This window comes from Myroides phaeus (assembly GCF_009799805.1).
Lineage (GTDB): Bacteria > Bacteroidota > Bacteroidia > Flavobacteriales > Flavobacteriaceae > Flavobacterium > Flavobacterium phaeum_A.
Window position 1 is genome coordinate 1,075,294 of sequence record NZ_CP047050.1, and the last position, 20,578, is coordinate 1,095,871.

Sequence of the window (20,578 nt, forward strand, 5' to 3'; positions counted from 1 at the left end):
TGATATAAAAAAGGAGTCCACAATGGACTCCTTTTTTTTGTGGTATGCTTCTTGCAAAATAATATCAGCTATAATAGAAATATCATGAAAACATATCAATATATATTATCAGTATTAGTAATTGTACTCCTTTCAAGTTTTGGAGGAACAACTAATGTAATTAAGGGAACTGTAAAGGCAGAAGGAACACCAGTTGTGTTAGCCGATAGTTTACCTAATATTAACGATTCTATAGTTGATAGTGAAGAAGAAGTTGAGTTGGTTTCTGACGATACTCAAGCATCATATTACCACGATAAATTTACGGGTAGAAAAACGGCAAGCGGACAAGTATTTGATAATAGCAAATACACTGCAGCCCACAAAACACTGCCGTTTGGTACTAAGGTTAAGGTAACTAACCTAAAAAACAAACGCTTTGTTATTTTGACAATTACTGATAGAGGACCTTTTGTAAAAGGAAGAGGAATCGATATTTCTAAGAAAGCTTTTCACGATTTGACAGATAATCATGCAAGAGGAGTACTTGATGTGAAGATTGAAAAGATTGTAGCAGAAAATGAGTAAGATTAAAAGAGTAATAAGTTGTTTATTCCTACTGCTTTTTGTGTCTTTTTGGACAAGTTGTTCAACTACAAAAGGATCTTCAAATAGGGGGAAAAAGGAATATAAAACAGATGTTGTTGCAAGTTATTACCACAAAAAGTTTAATGGAAAGCGTACCGCAAGTGGGGAAAAATTCCACAATTCGAGGATGACAGCCGCACATAAGACTTTACCTTTTAATACTGTTGTCAAAGTTACAAACAGAAAAAATAATAAATCTGTTAAAGTTAAAATCAATGACAGAGGCCCTTTTGTCAAAGGGCGTGAAATTGATTTATCCAAAAAAGCTTTTATGAAAATCTCAGATAGCAAAAAAGCTGGATTATTAAAAGTTGATATTAAAGTGGTTAAATAATTATTTCCACAATTTATAAGGGTTTTTGGCAATGTAAGAGTTGTAGTACTCAATTTGACCAGTAACCTCTTCCCCTAACCAATCGGGTTTAGCAAAAGCTTCATTTTCATCTTTAAGCTCTATTTCTGCTATAATTAACCCTTCATTTTCACCATGAAAAACGTCGATTTCAAATTCGTGCAGCCCTTTTTTGACAAGGTATCGAGTTTTAGAAATCACAAAATCCTCACATAACTCAAGCAATTGAGAGGCTTCGTTATAGTCTATTTTTTTTTCCCATTCAAAACGTGTTGTACCAGAGGAATTACTCTTACCTTTAACTGTAATAAATGCGTCTTTATTTTTTAGCCTAATTCTAACTGTGCGTTCAGCAGAAGAATTCAAGTAACCTTGGGTTATCTTATTAGAATTATGAGATTCATTGATGAAATTCAGAGAGTTTACTAAAAATTTTCTTTCTATTTCTACCATGATTATAAGAATAAAATGTATTTTTATACCAAAATAAGCGAATTTATTTCACTAACTATTATAAAAGCTGAAATTTTTTACAAATGAAATTAAGACATATGTTACAATCTCCTCAAGGGGTTGAAGAATTGTTTAATAAATATGTTATTGACGGGAAGGTATATGCAACAGATGATTTACTTTTTATAGTTGATTTAGTGCATATTTTTAGACCTAATAATGTAAAGAAAGTAAAACGTGTTTCTATTGATGCTTTATTAGCATATTTAAAAACGCACGAGGTAGAGAGAATAGCCTTATCTAAATATTTAAAAGAATTATTGTCAAATCGCCATTTCAGTCGTATGGTTTCTGATGCGGGGATTTTACAAGATTCTGAGTTTTTTAGAGAGGTTAAAAAAAGGTTGTGGGCTAAGGTGTTACCTTATCAACCAGAGAAGGATACGTATGAGTATGTGCTAAACCAAGCGTTTTATAAGCATACAGATGCTGAATGGGTGAGTATGATTCCGGAAACACAGTTATTAGAGTTGTTTCAAGAGTTGAATTTTACTGATTTATTTAATGATAACAAGGAAGGCTCTGTGTTAAACGAGCTATTGTGCTCAATTGATATTATTACTCAACGTATGAGTGGTAGAGCAATGGAGAGTAATATCATTAATATGGTTCCAGAATACTCTCACTTAGAAAGCCCTTTTAGAGCTTTGGAGCAAGAGTTTACAATTATTCTGCAGAGTATTCAGAATGGAGATATGAAATTCTTATATGATAGTGATATTAATTATAAGCAAATTGTAATCCTACAGAAGCAATGCCAGGAGTTCGTTAATCAGGCATTTAAAAATAGTTCGAAGTATGGTATCTCTATCAAGGTAAACCAAAGTTTACTTCGTTTACGTCAACAGTTATCACGTGTAAACGTATTGATCTCTTTATTGGTAATTAAAGAGGATACGGCTGAACTAAAACAAAAGAACTCGATTAATTTAGCCTTAAAGCTAATCGAATATAACTGCTATAAGTACAACGTTTCTGGGCTAATAAAAGAAAGTACACAGTTAATATCTTACGAGATTACACAGCATACTGCCAAGACTGGTGAGCACTATATTACTAATAGTGGTAAGGAGTATTGGAATATGTTTAAAGGATCAATGGGTGCGGGTATTGTAGTTGGTTTCTTATGTATTTTTAAAGTATTTGCACACCACGCTGATGTGAGTGCTTTTGGAGAGGCTATGTTGTATAGTTTAAACTATGCGGTTGGTTTCTGTTTAATCTATTTGCTTGGATTTACTTTAGCAACGAAGCAACCAGCGATGACAGCTGCTACAATTATTAAGGCAATTGAAGATGGTCGTAAACAACATATTGATAACGTAGAAAAGCACATTGGCTTTGCTAAGTTGTTTGCAAGATTGTTCAGATCTCAGTTTATTGCTTTTATTGGAAACGTGATATTAGCGTTCCCAGTAGCTTTATTATTGATTTGGAGTATAGATACTGTTTTTGATGTTAATATAGCTGCTCATGATTGGGAGAAGATGTTAGTAGATGCAGATCCAATTAAATCAAGAGCTTTATTCCACGCAGGTATTGCAGGTATTTTCTTATTCTTATCTGGAATTATCTCAGGTAATGTATCGAATAAGAATAAGCACAATAAGGTGTTGTACCGTATTCAAGAGCACCCTGTATTAAAGCGAAACTTTGGTATTAAGAGAACAACGAGTTTAGCAAATTGGATAGATACAAAATGGCCAGGTTTGGTTTCTAATATTTGGTTTGGGGTATTTATGGGTACGTGTGGTACAATAGGTGCTTTTATTGGATTAGGAATTGATATTCGACACATTACTTTTGTCAGTGGTAATATCGCATTAGGACTTTACGGGTCTGGATTTGATGCACCAGTAGATATGTTAGTAATGGCGTTTATCGGGATGTGGTTAATTGGATTTATGAACTTTATGGTAAGTTTTGGATTATCATTATTCTTAGCTTTCCGCTCTCGTAATATTCCATTTAGAGAAACAAAAGAGCTTACAAAAGCTACTTGGAGACACTTTAAAAACTTTCCAATGGAGTTCTTTTTACCAACAGCAGGTGGTGTAGTTGAGAATCCAAATAACTTAAATGGGAAGAACGATTCAAAAGATAAAAAAGAAGAAGGGCATCATTAATAATTTGTACTGTTAATGAGCTTATATCAATAAAAAAAGGATGCTATATAGCATCCTTTTTTTGTATATACTTCAGAGAAGTAGTTGTTATGTGTTGAGACAGAGAAGTAGATTTACTCTTGTCTAAATTCATCTGTACTTGGGTTTCTTTTGTGTTTTAAGCTGTCTTTAAGCATACTTGATTGTTCTGCAAATTCCATTCTTGACACATTGATATAATCCTCTAAGTTGTGAATATTCTTCGCTAATTTTCGTAGAGAAGCTCTATCACTCTTAATGAATAATTCGCTTTGCGTTCTCGCTTCTTCGTGGCTTAGACCAACTTTTTCTAACATAGTTGCTCCAACATAAACAGCAGTAAAGAAAGTTTCTCTATAAACCTCAGTTAAACCGTCTTGAAGATATTCATAAGCATTCTTACGGTTTTTAGCACGAACAATAACTTCTACATTAGGGAAGTTTTTACGCAGTACCGCAACTAAATGTTGATTCACTTCTGGTGGATCCATTGCTGCAATTACATAATCGGCTTGGTCAACTCCAATTGATTTTAGAATATTGATAGATGTTGCATCTCCATAATATACGTTAAACCCTAATTTTCGAAGGTGATTTACACGTTCCGAGTCGTTGTCTAATACTAATGTAGGAATATCATTTGCTTGTAATAAACGGCCGATAGTATTTCCGAAGTCTCCAAAACCAGCAATAACGATTTTCTTTTCAGCACTAATATGTGATAAGTCGTCGTATTCTTGTTGTTCAGTAGCAGAAGGAGTTAATCCTAAATAAGGAGAAATCCACTTCTCATTTAATAACAATAAGATTGGTGTAACTACCATTGACAAGGCTGTAGTAGCCAATAAGTAATCATACCATTGTTGATTAATTAAGTTAATTGTTTTTCCTAAAGCTAAGATCACGAAAGCAAATTCACCAACTTGTGATAGTAAAATAGCAAAAAGGAAAGACTGATCTTTAGGGAATTTTTTCCATTTACTAATTGCTAATAAGACAATTGCTTTGATAGCCATTGAGCCAACTAATAAACTAAGGATGATTAGGGGTTGGTTAACAATAATATCAAAGTTAATTGTAGAACCAACGGCAATAAAGAAGATACCGAGTAAGAGCGCTTTAAATGGTTCGATATCACTTTCTAACTGGTGTTTATAAGGGTTGTTAGCTAATACAACACCAGCGATAAATGCACCTAATGCCGGGCTTAGTCCTACTTGTTGCATTAATAAAGACACTCCAATAACAAGCAATAAAGCAGATGCGGTATATATTTCACGAATTTGTAGGCGACCTACAGAACGGAATAAAGGATTGACAATATAATTTCCGACAAGGAAAATAGTAGAGATTGCACCTAAGATAGCAAGAGTTTTCATAAAAACAGGTGCACCATCAAGCCAGCTACCACCTGCAGCCGTTGCAATAGGTTCTTTAGTAGATACAGCTAATAATGGGATAATTGCCATTACAGGAATTACCATGATATCTTGGAATAGTAATACGGCAAAACTTGATTTACCTGCGTTTGATTTGTTTAAACCTCTTTCAGAAATAGTTTGTAAGATAATCGCCGTAGATGACATAGTAATTACAAAACCCATTGTAATAGCAGTACCAATACTTAAGCCCAGTCCCCAACGTGCAATAGCAGCAACAATAATTGTTGTTCCTGCAGCTTGTGCTGTTCCTAAACCGATTATTTCATTTCTAATTTTCCAGAATTCTTTAGGGTCTAATTCAAGTCCAACTAAGAATAGCATCATTACAACACCAAATTCTGTTGCGTGCATAATATCAGCACCATCTTGTCCTACAAAACCAAGAGCAAATGGTCCAATAAGTACTCCTGCAAATAAGTATCCTAATACGGACCCCATTCCTAATTTCTTGGAAATTAGAACACATACAACCGCGGCAAATAAAAAGACAAATGCCTGTGTTAAAAAATCATTCATTGTTAATAGCTTCTTTTTTTTTAATTGTTATCCTAAGCCAACTTAGGAGATTAATAGTGAGAATATTATAAAAGTTTGATTTATAATAAGTGAAACTATAATAGTCTCAATAAATTTGATCATAGTCAATACAAATTTATAAAAATGTATAGGTTAAGTGCTGTTTAATTTTAAAAAAATGAATTTTTTTAAGTAGTGAGAGGTGAAAAAATCTATTAATTTTGATTTATAATTATCTGAATGAATGAATCGTAAGATTATACACGTCGATATGGATGCTTTTTACGCTTCTGTAGAACAACTTGATTTCCCTGAATTAAGAGGAAAACCAATTGCTGTAGGAGGAAGTGAAGAGAGAGGAGTGGTTGCCGCAGCAAGCTATGAAGCAAGAAAGTTTGGTGTGAGAAGTGCTATTAGTGGCGCTATGGCTAAAAAGAATTGTCCGCATCTTATTTTCGTGAAACCAAGGTTTGAACGCTATAAAGAAGTATCAAAAGTAATTCGCAGTATTTTTTATGAGTACACTGATTTGGTTGAACCATTGGCTTTAGATGAAGCTTTTTTAGATGTTACAGAAAATAAGATTGGTTGTCCAAGTGCTACGTTAATAGCTAACGAGATACGGATGAAGATATATGATCGACTTGGATTAACTGCCTCTGCGGGAATATCTGTCAATAAGTTTTTAGCTAAGATAGCAAGTGATTACAATAAGCCTAACGGGCAAAAAACAATTGAGCCAGATGAGGTGGAAGCCTTTTTAGAAGCCTTAGAGATTAAGAAGTTTTTCGGTATTGGTAAGAAAACAGCCAATAGAATGTATCACTTGGGAATTTTCACTGGAAAGGATTTAAAAAGTAAGAGTGAGGAGCTTTTGGTAGAGCACTTTGGAAAAGCAGGAGGAATCTATTATAATATAGTAAGAGGAATTCATAATTCACCAGTGCGCCCTAATCGTACGATAAAGTCTGTTGGAACAGAAAGAACTTTTGAAGAGAACTTGAGTTCGGAAGTTTATATAGAAGGCAAGTTAGAAAGAATCGTAGAGGAGCTGAGTATTCGCTTGAAAAAGCAAAATGTGGCGGGGAAGACAGTTACTTTAAAAATAAAATATTCTGATTTTATGCAGCAGACAAGAAGTATGACTTTTGCTTATTATATGTCTGATGCCGATATTATTTTAGATATTGCAAAGCAATTACTCTATCAAGAGAAGCTAAAAGATTCAGTTAGGCTAATCGGTGTATCATTATCTAACTTGAATACAGATGAAAAAAAGAAACCAATTGCTGTGCAGTTAAGTTTTGAGTTTTAAAAAAAGAAAAGAAATTGTAATAATGAAAAAGCCAGAGAGTTTAAAAAAAGGAGATAAAGTTGCTATTGTATGTACAGCACGTAAGTTTAGTCGTGTAGAAGCAGAGTCAGCTATTGAGTTATTAACATCTTGGGGTTTAGAAGTGGTGTTAGGGTCAACAATTGATTTAGACAACTATCAATTAGGCGGAACGGATGAAGAGAGAGCAGCAGATTTTAATCAGCAATTAAACGATACGTCAATAAAAGCGATTTGGTGTGCAAGAGGAGGATATGGAACAGTTAGGATTATTGATGATATTGATTTTACGGCATTTATTGAGAATCCAAAGTGGATTATTGGATTTAGCGATGTTACAGTTTTGCATAGTCATATTCATAACTTAGGAGTAGAGACAATTCACGGATTGATGGCTTTTAGTATTCCAAAATCAACACCTGAATCGAGAGATTCATTATACAAAGCATTATTTGGGAGAGAACTTATTTATACAATAGCTCCTGAGGTTGAAAATAAATTAGGCGAAGGCGAAGGCGAAGTAGTAGGAGGAAATCTTTCGATTCTTTATAGCCTATTAGGTTCTAAGTCGTCTATGAATACGGCGGGAAAGATATTGTTTATAGAAGATTTAGATGAATATCTGTATCACGTAGATCGAATGATGCACAATTTAAAACGCAACGGACTATTAGATAATTTAAAGGGTCTGATTGTAGGAGGAATGACTGATATGCACGATAATGCAATTCCGTTTGGATATGATGCTAAACAGATTATACTATCTATTTTAAAAGAGAAAGACTATCCGATTGCTTTTAATTTTCCAGCAGGACACGGAGAAGTGAATTTAGCATTACTTATGGGAAGAAAAGCAAAGCTATCAGTAGAAGAGTCAAAAGTTGAATTAAAATTCATTTAGTATGGCAAAGAGTCAAGATATTGGAGAAGGAGGAGAAAAAGCTGCTGTAGCCTATTTAAAAGAAAGAGGTTACGAGGTTTTAATTGTCAATTATGTAGCCCAGAAAGGTGAAATTGACATTATAGCATTGAAGGATAATATCTTGGTTTTTGTTGAGGTAAAAACAAGGTCGTCTTTAGAGTTTGGTTTGCCACAAGATTTTGTAAAGGCGACTAAAATAGGTCTGTTAGTGAGGACTGCAAATATTTATATAGAAGAAAATGACCGAGAAGAAGAAGCAAGATTTGATATTATTGCTATTCACAAGGTTGGAGAAAAGTATAATATTCAACATATTGAAGATGCATTTTACTTTTTTTAGCAGTAACAATATATAATTAACGTGAGTTCGATATAAGAAAGATAATTAACAACGAAAGTTGGAAATTAAGCAACAAGTTTGGTTAACCTGCAAATAAAAAGTCTTATCTCTGCCCTTTATATACATTAATCTAAAGTTCTTTACTTGTGCAGGGAAAGATTTAGTAGAAGCGTTCGTACTTCTATCATTAAAATCAATAATAACTTCAAATGTATTCAAAACGCTATTCAAAAGTTTTAGAGAAGTATTAGGAACATTATTAAACCAATGAGTTAGTTTATTAATGGATAACTCTTTTTGTGTTTTTAAATTACGTAGCTTACATAAACTATTAGGTAATTCAAAAGCCTATTTAATATCTGATATAAGCATAATAGCATTGTCGTTACAGCCTTCTTTGGTATTTGTTTCACATTAGTACCACATTAGTACCACACATCTTCGGGAAAAAGGCTTGTTTTTCGAACTTATGTGGTACTAATGTGGGAGATGTATCGAACATGGTACGTTTAAAACTACACTTTGACACGTTCTTTATCATACTAACAATCCAATCTATTATATTTAAATCTTTCTTTATTATAGAAAAGAGTTATTTATGTTTAGTCTTCAATTTTGTGTCTTGTCTTATTGTAAATAAAGGACCTTTATTACGAGAATCATTATTATAAATTATACTTTAAAGGTAATTTTTAACAATTCAGGATTGTCTTTTTATCTTTTTTGAAGGCCATTTATTATTGAATACTTATTGTTCGTTATTCTTATTTAAAAAAAGTCTTAATAAGATTTGGTTATTATTTAGAATCATTTTACTTTTGCTTAAGTTTTAAATAAGTCTAAATAACATAACGATAGAATGAAATTATTCAATACCCTATTATTTACTATCTGCGGAGCAGTTGTAAGTATGGCTCAAACATCGACAGTAAAAGGTCGTGTGGTTGATGAAAATAATAAGCCATTGTCATTTGTAACAGTATATATAGAAAACTCTAACTATGCTGCACAGACTGACGATAACGGAGAATATATCTTAGAAGATGTTAAACACGGAAAGCAGTCAATCAAAGCTACTTTTGTTGGATATGCAGCTTCAGTAAGAGACATGAATATTTCAAAGAAAGAAGACGTAGTAAACTTTCTTTTAGTTACAGACAGTCAATTAGCAAATATTACTGTTTATGGTAGAAGTAACAAAAACGTTAAGAAACTTCAATACTTAACTCGTCTACCATTAGGTTTACAAGACCAAGTACAATCAATTAGTATCGTATCTGATCACGTAATTAAAGAGCAAGGAGCTTTGTCAATTACAGATGCAGCACGTAACGTAGCAGGGGTAACTCAGTTTGCAAGCTATGGTGGTGTAAAGGAGAGTATGTCTATAAGAGGTTTCCGTGGTACTCCAGTATTGAGAAATGGAGTAGGAATGGATTCTGACTTTAGAACAGCTTCAGCAATTTCAGATATGCAAGGAGTTGAAAGTGTTGAGGTAATAAAAGGTTCTGCTGCTATTTTACAAGGTATTGGAAATGGTTTAGGAGCTGCAGGAGGTGTAATTAACTTAGTAACTAAAACGCCAAACTTCAAAAATGGAGGAGAGGTAAGTTTTAGAACAGGTAGTTACGGACACATTCGCCCAACAGTTGACTTTGAACGCGTATTAGATAAAAAAGAAAGAGTATCATTCCGTTTTAATGGTTCTTATGAGAGAAATGATGGATGGAGAACACACGTTAATAACGAACACTTCTACATTAACCCATCTTTAGCTTGGAAAATTGACGACAAAACGAAGTTGTCTTTTGAAATGGATTACTTAAATGGAGATTATACTCCAGACAAAGGAACAGTTAATTTAGCTCCTGATAATGTTGATGCATTATATAAAATGCCTCACAATAAATTCTTAGGATATAACGACGATAATACTTCAATTAGATCTCAAAATTATGTAGCTCGTTTTGAGAGACAATTGACAGAAAAGTTAAGTTTCAGAACGTCTTATACAGCTTCTATCTATAATGATGATAGTCGTACTTCAAGTGTTGCGACAGTACTTAAAAAAGACAAGATTAAAGACTGGGCAGATTTTAGAAATTTAAAAAGAACGGTGACAGAAAGTGAAAGAGGAGATTACAACTCTGTATTCCAAGCTGATTTAGTAGGTAAGGATATCTTTACTGGAATTTTAAAACACACATTCCAAGTAGGGTTTGACTATAGACAAACAAAAGTTATTTCAGGAAATACTTCTGGACAAGTAATGGGTAAAGATAAAGATGGTAACGATGTACTTGTACCATATACAGATTTCTTTGACGTTACAGGACCAATTAATAACACATTGCCAGGAGATGTTGTTTTTGGAGATATTAATACAACACGTACAATGACTCCAACTATTGGATTTATGGCACAAGACTATGTTCAAATTGGAGACAAGTTAAGCGCAATGTTAGGTATTCGTTACAGTAGATTAAACGGAAGTACTACTGAGAATGCTACAATTGATAGATGGAATCCAATGTTTGGTTTAATCTTTAAACCACAAGATAACATTAGTACATTCGTTTCTTATACTACAACATCAAGTTTAAGACAATCTAATAAATTAATTCACGGAGGAGGATATGCTGGAGCATCTGATACTAATCAGATTGAATTTGGTTTTAAATCTAACTGGTACAATGATCATTTAGGAGTTAACTTTTCTTACTTCTTCATTAACCAAAGCAATTTATTAGCACCGTATATTGATCCAAATACAAATGTTCAATCTACAACAGAAAGTATTTTTGCTGGAGATTTAAAACGTAATGGTTTTGAGTTAGAGATTAACGGAAAAATTACAAACAATTTAGAAGTGATGCTTGGATATGCAAACTTATATGCAAGATACCAAGATAGCCCAAACTACGTAGATGGTTCTGCTCCAATGAATGCTCCTGAGCATACAGCTAATGGATGGGCAAACTATAAATTTACAGACGGAGCTTTAGATGGCTTATCTCTTGGATTGGGTGTTTACTACGTTGGAAAGAGACCTGTAAATGAATACACAAGAACATCTGATGCACACGGATCAAATGTAAATACAAGACCATTTGATATGGCAGCTTATACTACTGTAAATGCACAAGCAGCATATAAATACAAAAATGCTACATTAAGCGTGTTTATGAATAACTTGTTCAATGAGCGTGGATATACTTCTTACTACAGAGGTGGTTATATCAATGAAATTGCACCAAGAAACTTCGCAGCTAAATTATCTTATAGATTTTAATCAATAGTTTTTTATACAATACTAATTAGTTCAATAAAACACGATCCTATGTATAGGGTCGTGTTTTGTGGTTAAGCCCAATTTTTTTTGCCTATGAAAACAAAGCCAAAGTATTCGTTGCGTACATTTATAAATGATGTGCACTTGTGGTTAGGAATAGCAAGTTCACTTGTGTTGTTTATTGTTTGTTTGACAGGAACAATTTATACTTTTAAAAGCGAGATACAGACATTTTTAGCGCCAGATATGTACAAATTGACAGAGGTGAAAAAAGAAGTATTGCCAATAGACGAGTTGAAAGCTACCGTAGAACAAAAGAGCGGAGGTAATGTACAGCGCGTAGTTGTGTCTCATAAAGAGAACAAGCCTTATATTTTTTCTGTAGGCTTTGCTGATAAAGAAAAGAAGGGAGAGACTATTTATGTTAACCAATATACTGCTGCAGTTGTAGGAGAGGGAAAAGGTCCTGCGAATGAGTTTTTTATGACAGTTTTTAAACTGCATAGATGGTTATTGTTAGATATGAAGATTGGTCGTCCTATTGTAGGAATTGCAACAATAATATTTTTGATTTTATCAATCTCGGGATTAGTATTGTGGTTTCCAAAGAAAATTAGAGGATGGAAAAGCATAAAGCCAGGTTTTAAAATTAAGTTTAAAGCGAATTGGAAAAGAATTAATCACGATTTACACAATACGTTAGGGTTTTATACCTTACTTATTGTTGTGATTATGTCTTTAACAGGACTTTGTTGGTCTTTTGAATGGTATAGAGATGGATTGAGTAGTGTATTAGGAACGAAGGTTTTTGGAGGTAGAGATGAGGTAAAGCCAGAATCTGTTTTACTTGAAGATACAAAGACACTTGATTTGTCAAAAGTAATGGCGATTGGAAATGCAGAGTTGCCATTTGAAGCAAGAACAATATCGATTAGTTTTCCTAAAGGAGAAAAAGGTAGTTTTGAAGTAAATAAGAATGAATTAGCTCGATTTAATGAAACTGTAAATGATAGAGTTTTTATTGATCAATATTCTGGGGAGATCTTGAAAAAGGAGATTTTTGCTGATAAAACAATAGGAGAGAAGATTGCAGGATCAATAAGAGCATTACACTTTGGAGATATTTACGGAACATTTTCTAAAGTGATTTATTTTATAGTTTGTTTAATAGCAACGAGTTTACCTGTAACAGGGATATTCATTTGGTTGAATAAAATGAAAAAAGGTAAGAAAAGTAAAGTATAACATTTCTTTATAATTCAAGTGTTTTTATGTTTGATAAAAAATGTAACTTTGCTATATAACCTAATTTAGATTAAATATTATGTATCCAGAAGAAATAGTAAAACCAATGCGTCAAGAATTAGTTGATGCAGGATTTGAATCATTACATACAGCAGAAGAAGTAGAAGCTACTTTAGCAAAAGGAGGAACAACTTTAGTAGTTGTAAATTCAGTATGTGGATGTGCAGCTCGTAACGCTCGTCCAGGTGCAATTATGAGTTTAAAAGGGGATAAAAAGCCAAGTCAAATTGTGACAGTTTTTGCAGGTGTAGATAAAGGTGCAGTAGATGCAGCACGTCAACACATGTTCCCATTCCCACCGTCATCACCAGCAATGGCTTTGTTTAAGGACGGAGAATTAGTTCATATGTTAGAGAGACATCACATTGAAGGTCACCCTGCCGAGATCATCGCAGAGAACTTAATGGATGCTTTTAAAGAATATTGCTAAAAAAGAGACCACCAATAAGGTGGTTTTTTTTTAAAGTGTATATTTGCCTTAAACGACTAAATCGATGCAAAAAATAATATCGTACCCAATTTCTATCCTTTTTGCGGCTTGCCTATTAATCATATTGATTTTTTTCCACGGACTTCAATGGCTGGCGTTTAATCTATTTGGCTACCAAGCACACAAGAAAGTTGTGGATTGGTTAGTGTGGTGGCTAATGGCAGGTACGGGGATTTTAGGAACAACATATAAGTTCGAACAAGAAGAAAAATTACCAACGGATCGACCGATAATTTTTGTTTCGAATCATCAAAGTATGTTTGATATTCCAATGATGATCTGGTTCTTCAGAAACAATCATCCGAAATTTGTTAGTAAAAAAGAACTTGGAAAGGGTTTTCCAAGTGTTTCATATAATTTAAAGCACGGAGGATCCGTTCTAATAGATAGAAAGGATGCCAAACAAGCCTTAGGAGCTATAAAATCATTAGGTCAATATATAACAAAGTATAATCGATCTGCAGTGATTTTTCCAGAGGGGACAAGAAGTAGAGACGGACAATTAAAACGTTTCTCAGAAAACGGAGTAAAGATGCTTTGTAAGTTTGCTCCAGATGCTTTAGTAGTACCTTTGACAATAAATAACTCTTGGAAGTTATTTCGTTTTGGTAAATTTCCTTATGGATTAGGGGCACGTATTAAATTGTACGCGCATAAACCATTAAATATAGGTGACTATGATTTTCCTACTTTGATGCAAGTAATCGAAGAGAAGATCAAAACTAAATTAGAATAAAAGAATAAATTATAACAGCCAACCTACTCAAACAAACTAAACCAAACCCAAAGTAGCGAGGCGTAAACAAATGTATTATGTCAATAAAGAATGTTCGCTTAGAAGTAATGCACTTCTTAGAAAAGAATATCGATAGTTTTGTTGAGAACTATTTGATACCAGTAGAAAAAATTTGGCAGCCATCTGATTTGTTACCAGATTCAGAAGGAGAGAATTTTATTGAAGATGTAAAAGAACTGCGTGAATATGCAAAGGAGTTACCATACGATTTCTGGGTAGTATTAGTAGGAGATACAATTACAGAAGAGGCATTGCCAACATATGAGTCTTGGTTAATGGACGTAGAAGGTATTAAACAGAAAGAAGAAGAAGGCGGTAATGGATGGGCCAAGTGGATTCGTCATTGGACAGGAGAAGAGAATCGTCATGGAGACTTGTTAAATAAGTACCTTTATCTTTCAGGAAGAGTAAATATGAAAGAAGTTGAGATTACTACTCAACACTTAATTAATGACGGGTTTGATCCAGGAACAGATAGAGATCCATATAAGAACTTCGTATTTACAAGTTTTCAAGAATTAGCAACATATATTTCACATAACCGTGTTGCTAAGTTAGCGAAGCAATATGGAGATCACAAATTGTCAAAGATTTGTCGTTTAATTGCTGGAGATGAAATGAGACACCACCACGCATATAGCGAGTTTGTAGATCGTATCTTTAAAGTAGATCCAAGTGAAATGATGCTTGCATTTGTAGATATGATGAAACGTAAAATTACGATGCCAGCTAACTTGATTAGAGAATCAGGAGGTAAGATGGGAGATGCATTTGAGAAGTTCTCAGATTCAGCACAAAGAATAGGAGTATATACAGCGCATGATTATATTGATATTATGCAAAAGTTAATTGATAGATGGCAAATTGGAGAACTGACTAATCTTACAGATGAGGCAGAAAAGGCGAGAGATTACTTAATGAAGCTTCCAACAAGAATGTCTCGTGTAGCTGATAGAATGGTTGTTGGTAAAGAAGAACAGATCTTTAAATGGGTTCGTCCAGCTATCATAAAATAGCAAACCAATAAATAAATTATTACAATGGATAAACGAATAGAAGCAATAGTTTTATACGTTAAAAAGGAACTTGAAAACGCAGAAAGTGGACACGATTGGTTTCATATCGAGCGTGTTTATAAAAGTTCAATGACTATTGCAAAACAAGAAGGAGAAGTAGATATCACTGTGGTAAAGTTAATTGCTTTATTGCACGATATTGCAGATAGTAAATTTCACGGTGGAGATGAAACTGTGGGACCTACAAAAGCACGAGCTCTTTTGAGTGATCTATCGTTTAGTGATGAGGTAATTGATCACGTTGTAAAAGGGATTGAAAATATTTCATTTAAAGGAGGTAATTTTGAACAGAAATTTCGTTCTAAAGAGTTAGATATTGTTCAAGATGCAGATCGTTTAGATGCAATTGGAGCAATTGGTATTGCAAGAACTTTTAACTATGGAGGTTATAAAAATAATTTGATTTATGATCCTGCAATTGAACCTAAGATAGGGATGTCAAAAGAGGAGTATAAAAATAGTAAGGGAACTACAATCAATCACTTTTACGAAAAATTACTTCGATTAAAAGATTTAATGAATACGCAGACAGGGTTGAAACTGGCAGAAGAGCGACATAAATTTATGGAACTTTATTTAGCACAGTTTTATTCTGAATGGGAAGGAGAAGCATAGTCTTTTTCTAAATAAAAGAATTAAACCACCCTATTGGGTGGTTTTTTTATGCTATATAATTGAAGTGGTTGTAATTGTAAATAAGCTAAGTAATTTAAGTTTAATGTAATAGAATCTAAGAAAGATGTGTAATAATTATTTGGAATATAATTAAGTGATAAAAAAAATAATTTATTCGTATTACTTCTATTCTTTTTGTTGTGTAAATTATTTTAATAATTTACATTTGTTAATATAAGTTAAAATTAGAAAACATTATATTATGAAATTAGATTACGAACCAGAAAGACGACCTCACAAGTCTATACGTAATTACCTCATTATATTTTTTAATGTCGTTACTTTACTATTATTAGTTAATTATTTGCCATATGAACCTCAAGTTAACAAGGGATTAGCCCTTTTAGTTTTTGTAGCGGTACTATGGTTAACTGAAGCTATTCACGTTACAACGACGGCAATTTTCGTTCCCGTTCTCGCTATAGCTTTAGGATTGACAGATACAAAACCAGCGTTAGCATCTTTTGCTGACCCTACGATTTTCTTATTCTTAGGAGGTTTTGTGTTAGCAGGAGCACTTCACGTGCAAAAGCTTGATACGATAATAGCCAATAAGATTATGTATTTAGCAAAAGGGAGATTGTCTTATGCAGTATTTTACTTGTTTGGTGCAACAGCAGTGTTGTCTATGTGGATAAGTAACACGGCAACCGTTGCAATGATGTTACCATTAGTAGTAGGTGTTTTAAGTCAGTTAGACAGAACACAATATCGTTCTACTTATGTATTTGTGCTTTTAGGTATAGCTTATAGTGCGAGTGTTGGTGGTATGGGAACAGTGGTAGGTAGTCCACCAAATGCCATTGTAGCTTCACAATTAAATATTTCGTTTGCTGATTGGATGAAGATGGGATTGCCTATGGTAGTTGTCTTATTGCCAATAGTTATCGGTATAATTTATTTGGTTTTTAGACCACAGTTGAATTTTAGGTTTAACCATTCAACGGAGACAATACCAATGAATTTTGATAGATGGTTAACGTTAGGAATATTTGTTTTCACAGCTTTATGTTGGATTTTTAGTAATGATTTGAATCCATTAGTAGCAAGTTTTGTAGGGTTTGAAGGGAAGTTTACAAACTTTGACTCTTTCATCTCTTTAATGGCTTTTATTTTAATTTGTGTGAGTCAAGTATCAAGATGGAAGGAATTACAACACAATGTTGATTGGGGGGTTTTACTATTATTTGGAGGAGGACTTACATTAAGTATGGTTCTGAAAGACTCAGGAGCAAGTAAAGTAATGGCTGACGTGTTAGTTTCATTGATTAAAGGAAGTCACTATTTTACTATTGGTTTAGTAGTTTCCTTCTTCATTATCTTCTTAACTGAGTTTACGTCAAATACTGCGAGTGCTGCGTTATTAGTACCTATTTTTATTTCTATTTCAGAAGAGTTAGGTATTGCACCACTTGGACTTTCAATGATTATTGGATTAGGAGCATCGTGTGCTTTTATGCTACCAGTAGCTACACCTCCAAATGCTATTGTATTTGGTACAGGATTTATCCAGCAGAAAGATATGATGAAAGCAGGTTTTATTTTGAATATTATTTGTTCAGTATTAATCGCTACAATCGCTTATTATTTCTGGTTGAGTTAATAAAAGAAAAGATTATATATAAAAAAAGACTGCCTACAGGCAGTCTTTTTTTATATATAATAACTAAAGTATTCTAATATGGTTTTTCATCTCTACCTTCATAGTAGTTGATGAACGCTCTATTTACAACTCTATTTCCTCCAACTGTTGGGTAGTTACCAGTAAAGTACCAATCACCTAAGTTTTTAGGACAAGCAATGTGTAAATTATCAATAGTTTGGAATACTACTTTTACGTCAGATTTAATTTCTGAGTCTTTTACCATTTCTGCAATCTTATCAGATATTTCAGTATCAGTAAAAGGAGCGTAAATTTCTTTAACGTAGTTTATCACATCATTATCAGCAAAGTTTTCCTGAGCTTTAGAACGCGTGTAAACATCGTCTACAAGGCTTAACATATTTCTTTCCTTCAATAGCTCAATAGCAGCTTGAAAAGCGATTAAACCTTCTAATTTAGCCATGTCAATACCATAGCAGTCAGGGTATCTAACTTGTGGTGCCGCAGAAACAACAACAATTTGTTTTGGGTTAAGGCGATCTAACATACGGATGATACTTTTCTTTAAAGTAGTACCACGTACGATACTATCATCAATAATAACTAAGTTATCTGTAGGTTGAATAACACCATAAGTTACATCATAAACGTGTGCCACTAAGTCATCTCTACTGCTGTCATCAGTAATGAATGTTCTAAGCTTAGCATCTTTTACTGCAATTTTTTCAGTTCTTAATTTAACTGATAAAATTTCTTGTAATTTCGCTTCAGACAACACCTCTTTATGCTTAAGGATATCTGCGATTTTTCGTTGGTTTAAGAAGTCTTGTGCTCCTTCAACCATACCATAGAAAGAAGTTTCAGAGGTATTAGGAATATATGAAAAAACAGAGTTGTCTGTATCGTTATCAATAGCCTTTAAAACCTCTGGGAAAATAAGTTTACCCAAGTCTTTTCTCTCTTGATAAATCTCAGCATCATTACCTCTTGAGAAATAAACACGTTCAAAAGAACAAGCTTTCAGTGGTAATGGATCTAAGATTTGTTCAAAGTGAACAGAGGCATCTTTACGGATGATAATTGCTTTACCAGGATCAAGCTCTTTAATATCTTCAAAAGGAACATTAAAAGCAGTTTGAATAACAGGTCTTTCACTTGTTACAACAACAATTTCATCATTCTCATAATAAAAAGCAGGGCGAATACCCGCAGGGTCACGTAAAACGAAAGCATCTCCGTGTCCGATCATTCCCGCCATAGCGAATCCACCATCCCAGTTTTTAGAAGCTCTTCTCAAGATACGAGCAACATCTAAACGTTCACCAATCTTTGGAGAAGCCGCTCTTTTAGAATAGCCTTCCTCTTTAATTTTGTAGTATAAATCTGTTACTTCATCATCTAAGAAGTGTCCGATTTTTTCCATTACAGTAATGGTGTCAGACATTTCTTTAGGATGTTGACCAAGGCTAACTAAATCTTGAAAAAGTTCGCGAACATTCGTCAAGTTGAAGTTTCCAGCAACAATTAAGTTTCTGTGCATCCAGTTGTTTTGACGTAAAAAAGGATGAACACTTTCAATATTATTTTTTCCGAAAGTACCATAGCGAACGTGTCCTAAGAAAACCTCACCTAAATAAGGGATGTGTTTTTTCTGTAAGTCAACATTATTTACGTACTCTGGATGTTCAAGCATTTCTTCGTTAATGCGTCCATTAACCTGCATGAAGATGTCTTGTATTGGTTGTGCTTTGTTAGAACGAACACGGCTGATGTAACGTTCGCCAGGCTCCATATCTAATTTGATACTTGCAAGGCCAGCTCCATCTTGCCCTCGATTGTGTTGTTTCTCCATCAACAAATACATTTTTTGTATAGGATAGAAAGTACTCCCGTACTTTTCTTTGTAATAGGATAACGGTTTTTTTAGTCTTAAAACCGCAATACCACATTCGTGTTTTAAAGCGTCGCTCATTTTTTAGTTGTGTGTGTGTTGGTGTTGAATAAATAAAAAAAGCCCCATAACTGAGGCTTATAAGTGTACACTATTGTGTTAATTCGATATCGAATTGCGTTAACATTTTAAATTGTTGTAGTCTTTCAACCACTTCTTTATCATTTAGGTCTTCCATTCTCTGTGTCCCGAATTTCTCGACACAAAAAGAAGCAAGGTTAGAACCGTAAATAATAGCGTTTTTCATATTCCTGAAGGATACATTGCTGCTCTGAGTAAGATACCCAGTAAATCCACCTGCGAAAGTATCACCAGCCCCTGTCGGGTCAAACACTTCTTTCAGAGGTAAAGCAGGAGCAAAGAATACATCTTTGTTAGCAAACAATAAAGCTCCGTGTTCTCCTTTTTTAATAACGACAAACTTAGGTCCCATTTCATGAATAACTTCAGCCGCTTTTACCAGAGAGTATTCTCCAGATAATTGTCGAGCCTCCTCGTCATTAATTGTAATAACGTCAATTCTCTTTAAAACCTCTTTTAATTCATCTAAAGCGCAGTTCATCCAAAAGTTCATTGTATCTAAAACAACTAATTTAGGTTTTTTAGTCATTTGGTCCAAAACTTTCATTTGAATATTTGGATGAAGATTACCTAACATAACTACATCAGAATCTTTGTAATCATTAGGTACAACTGGGTTGAAGTCTGCTAAAACGTTTAGTTGAGTATCTAACGTATCACGAGAATTTAGATCGTTGTGGTAGCGTCCGCTCCAAAAGAAAGTTTTACCTCCTTTTACAACTTCGATACCAGAAGTCTCGATATTTTTACTTTTAAGTAAGTCTAAGTGTTCTTGTGGAAAATCTTCTCCAACTACAGAAACTATAGCTGATTTTACATTAAAGTGTGAGGCAGACAATCCGATGTATGTCGCTGCACCACCAAGTACTTTGTCTGTTTTTCCAAATGGAGTCTCAATTTCATCAAAGGCCACCGTCCCCACTATCAGTAATTTGTTCATATTTTTTGCTAAGAAATGAAGATGCAAATATATGTCAATACTTTTTTCAGTACAAAATTTAATGCCTAATATTAATTATTGTGTTTTATTTCAGTGGGTTATATCTGTTTTTAAGAGATAGTTTGAGTTCTTTTACTGAAGATTGTGTATTTAATCAACTTTCTTTCTCAACAATTGTGA

At 33.7% G+C, this 20,578-nt stretch carries 17 protein-coding genes; 13 read left to right on the forward strand and 4 right to left on the reverse strand.

Annotation, left to right across the window (positions count from 1 at the left end):
- The first annotated feature begins 84 nt into the window (after nt 1-84).
- Together GQS07_RS04910 and GQS07_RS04915 are read left to right on the forward strand one after the other, a co-directional pair.
- Nucleotides 85-567, forward strand: a complete 483-nt coding sequence (locus GQS07_RS04910) for a septal ring lytic transglycosylase RlpA family protein (RefSeq protein WP_158209854.1) — start codon at nt 85-87, stop codon at nt 565-567.
- Entirely contained in the window at nt 560-961 is a 402-nt protein-coding gene (locus GQS07_RS04915) for a septal ring lytic transglycosylase RlpA family protein (RefSeq protein WP_158209855.1), read from the forward strand. The genes GQS07_RS04910 and GQS07_RS04915 overlap by 8 nt, the downstream gene beginning before the upstream one ends.
- Here GQS07_RS04915 and GQS07_RS04920 read toward each other — a convergent pair whose 3' ends face one another.
- Nucleotides 962-1,432 carry a CYTH domain-containing protein gene (locus tag GQS07_RS04920; protein WP_158209856.1) on the reverse strand — a complete coding sequence of 157 codons (471 nt, stop codon included), beginning with the start codon at nt 1,430-1,432 and terminating at the stop codon, nt 962-964. It abuts the gene before it with no gap.
- Between the two features lie 98 nt (nt 1,433-1,530).
- Here GQS07_RS04920 and GQS07_RS04925 point away from each other — a divergent pair, with 98 nt between their 5' ends.
- Complete coding sequence (locus GQS07_RS04925; protein WP_158211327.1) at nt 1,531-3,618, forward strand: site-specific recombinase; 2,088 nt, start codon at nt 1,531-1,533, stop codon at nt 3,616-3,618.
- 113 nt (nt 3,619-3,731) lie between these two features.
- On the opposite strand, the gene GQS07_RS04930 is transcribed toward GQS07_RS04925, so the two are convergent.
- A complete protein-coding gene (locus GQS07_RS04930; protein ID WP_158209857.1) occupies nt 3,732-5,594 on the reverse strand; it encodes a monovalent cation:proton antiporter-2 (CPA2) family protein in 1,863 nt (620 codons plus the stop codon).
- A gap of 244 nt (nt 5,595-5,838) precedes the next feature.
- Between GQS07_RS04930 and dinB the strand changes: the two genes are divergently transcribed.
- The 10 genes from dinB to GQS07_RS04980 all read left to right on the forward strand — a co-directional run bounded on the left by dinB (nt 5,839) and on the right by GQS07_RS04980 (nt 17,426).
- Nucleotides 5,839-6,909: a DNA polymerase IV gene (gene dinB, locus GQS07_RS04935; RefSeq protein ID WP_158209858.1), complete on the forward strand. Its 1,071-nt coding sequence runs from the start codon at nt 5,839-5,841 to the stop codon at nt 6,907-6,909.
- A 22-nt stretch (nt 6,910-6,931) separates the two neighbouring features.
- The gene (locus tag GQS07_RS04940; protein WP_158209859.1) at nt 6,932-7,828 is read left to right on the forward strand and encodes an LD-carboxypeptidase; all 897 of its coding nucleotides are present in this window, start codon (nt 6,932-6,934) and stop codon (nt 7,826-7,828) included.
- Nucleotide 7,829: 1 nt separating this feature from the next.
- Nucleotides 7,830-8,189 (forward strand): YraN family protein, encoded by a 360-nt coding sequence (locus GQS07_RS04945; protein ID WP_158209860.1) that lies wholly within the window; start codon nt 7,830-7,832, stop codon nt 8,187-8,189.
- Nucleotides 8,190-9,048: 859 nt separating this feature from the next.
- On the forward strand, nt 9,049-11,481 hold the full coding sequence (locus tag GQS07_RS04950; RefSeq protein WP_158209861.1) for a TonB-dependent receptor: 2,433 nt from the start codon (nt 9,049-9,051) through the stop codon (nt 11,479-11,481).
- Nucleotides 11,482-11,574: 93 nt separating this feature from the next.
- The gene (locus GQS07_RS04955) at nt 11,575-12,726 is read left to right on the forward strand and encodes a PepSY-associated TM helix domain-containing protein (protein ID WP_199269108.1); all 1,152 of its coding nucleotides are present in this window, start codon (nt 11,575-11,577) and stop codon (nt 12,724-12,726) included.
- Between the two features lie 79 nt (nt 12,727-12,805).
- Complete coding sequence (locus tag GQS07_RS04960; RefSeq protein WP_158209862.1) at nt 12,806-13,216, forward strand: BrxA/BrxB family bacilliredoxin; 411 nt, start codon at nt 12,806-12,808, stop codon at nt 13,214-13,216.
- A gap of 64 nt (nt 13,217-13,280) precedes the next feature.
- Nucleotides 13,281-14,012: a lysophospholipid acyltransferase family protein gene (locus tag GQS07_RS04965; RefSeq protein WP_158209863.1), complete on the forward strand. Its 732-nt coding sequence runs from the start codon at nt 13,281-13,283 to the stop codon at nt 14,010-14,012.
- A 77-nt stretch (nt 14,013-14,089) separates the two neighbouring features.
- Nucleotides 14,090-15,088, forward strand: coding sequence for an acyl-ACP desaturase (locus tag GQS07_RS04970; RefSeq protein ID WP_158209864.1), 999 nt, complete (start codon nt 14,090-14,092; stop codon nt 15,086-15,088).
- A gap of 24 nt (nt 15,089-15,112) precedes the next feature.
- Nucleotides 15,113-15,763 carry an HD domain-containing protein gene (locus GQS07_RS04975; RefSeq protein WP_158209865.1) on the forward strand — a complete coding sequence of 217 codons (651 nt, stop codon included), beginning with the start codon at nt 15,113-15,115 and terminating at the stop codon, nt 15,761-15,763.
- A gap of 262 nt (nt 15,764-16,025) precedes the next feature.
- Nucleotides 16,026-17,426 carry a DASS family sodium-coupled anion symporter gene (locus GQS07_RS04980; RefSeq protein WP_158209866.1) on the forward strand — a complete coding sequence of 467 codons (1,401 nt, stop codon included), beginning with the start codon at nt 16,026-16,028 and terminating at the stop codon, nt 17,424-17,426.
- Nucleotides 17,427-17,499: 73 nt separating this feature from the next.
- Here the strand turns inward: GQS07_RS04980 and GQS07_RS04985 are convergent, their stop codons facing one another.
- On the reverse strand, nt 17,500-19,398 hold the full coding sequence (locus tag GQS07_RS04985) for an amidophosphoribosyltransferase (RefSeq protein WP_158209867.1): 1,899 nt from the start codon (nt 19,396-19,398) through the stop codon (nt 17,500-17,502).
- 70 nt (nt 19,399-19,468) lie between these two features.
- Nucleotides 19,469-20,398: a PfkB family carbohydrate kinase gene (locus GQS07_RS04990; protein ID WP_158209868.1), complete on the reverse strand. Its 930-nt coding sequence runs from the start codon at nt 20,396-20,398 to the stop codon at nt 19,469-19,471.
- Between the last annotated feature and the right edge of the window lie 180 nt (nt 20,399-20,578).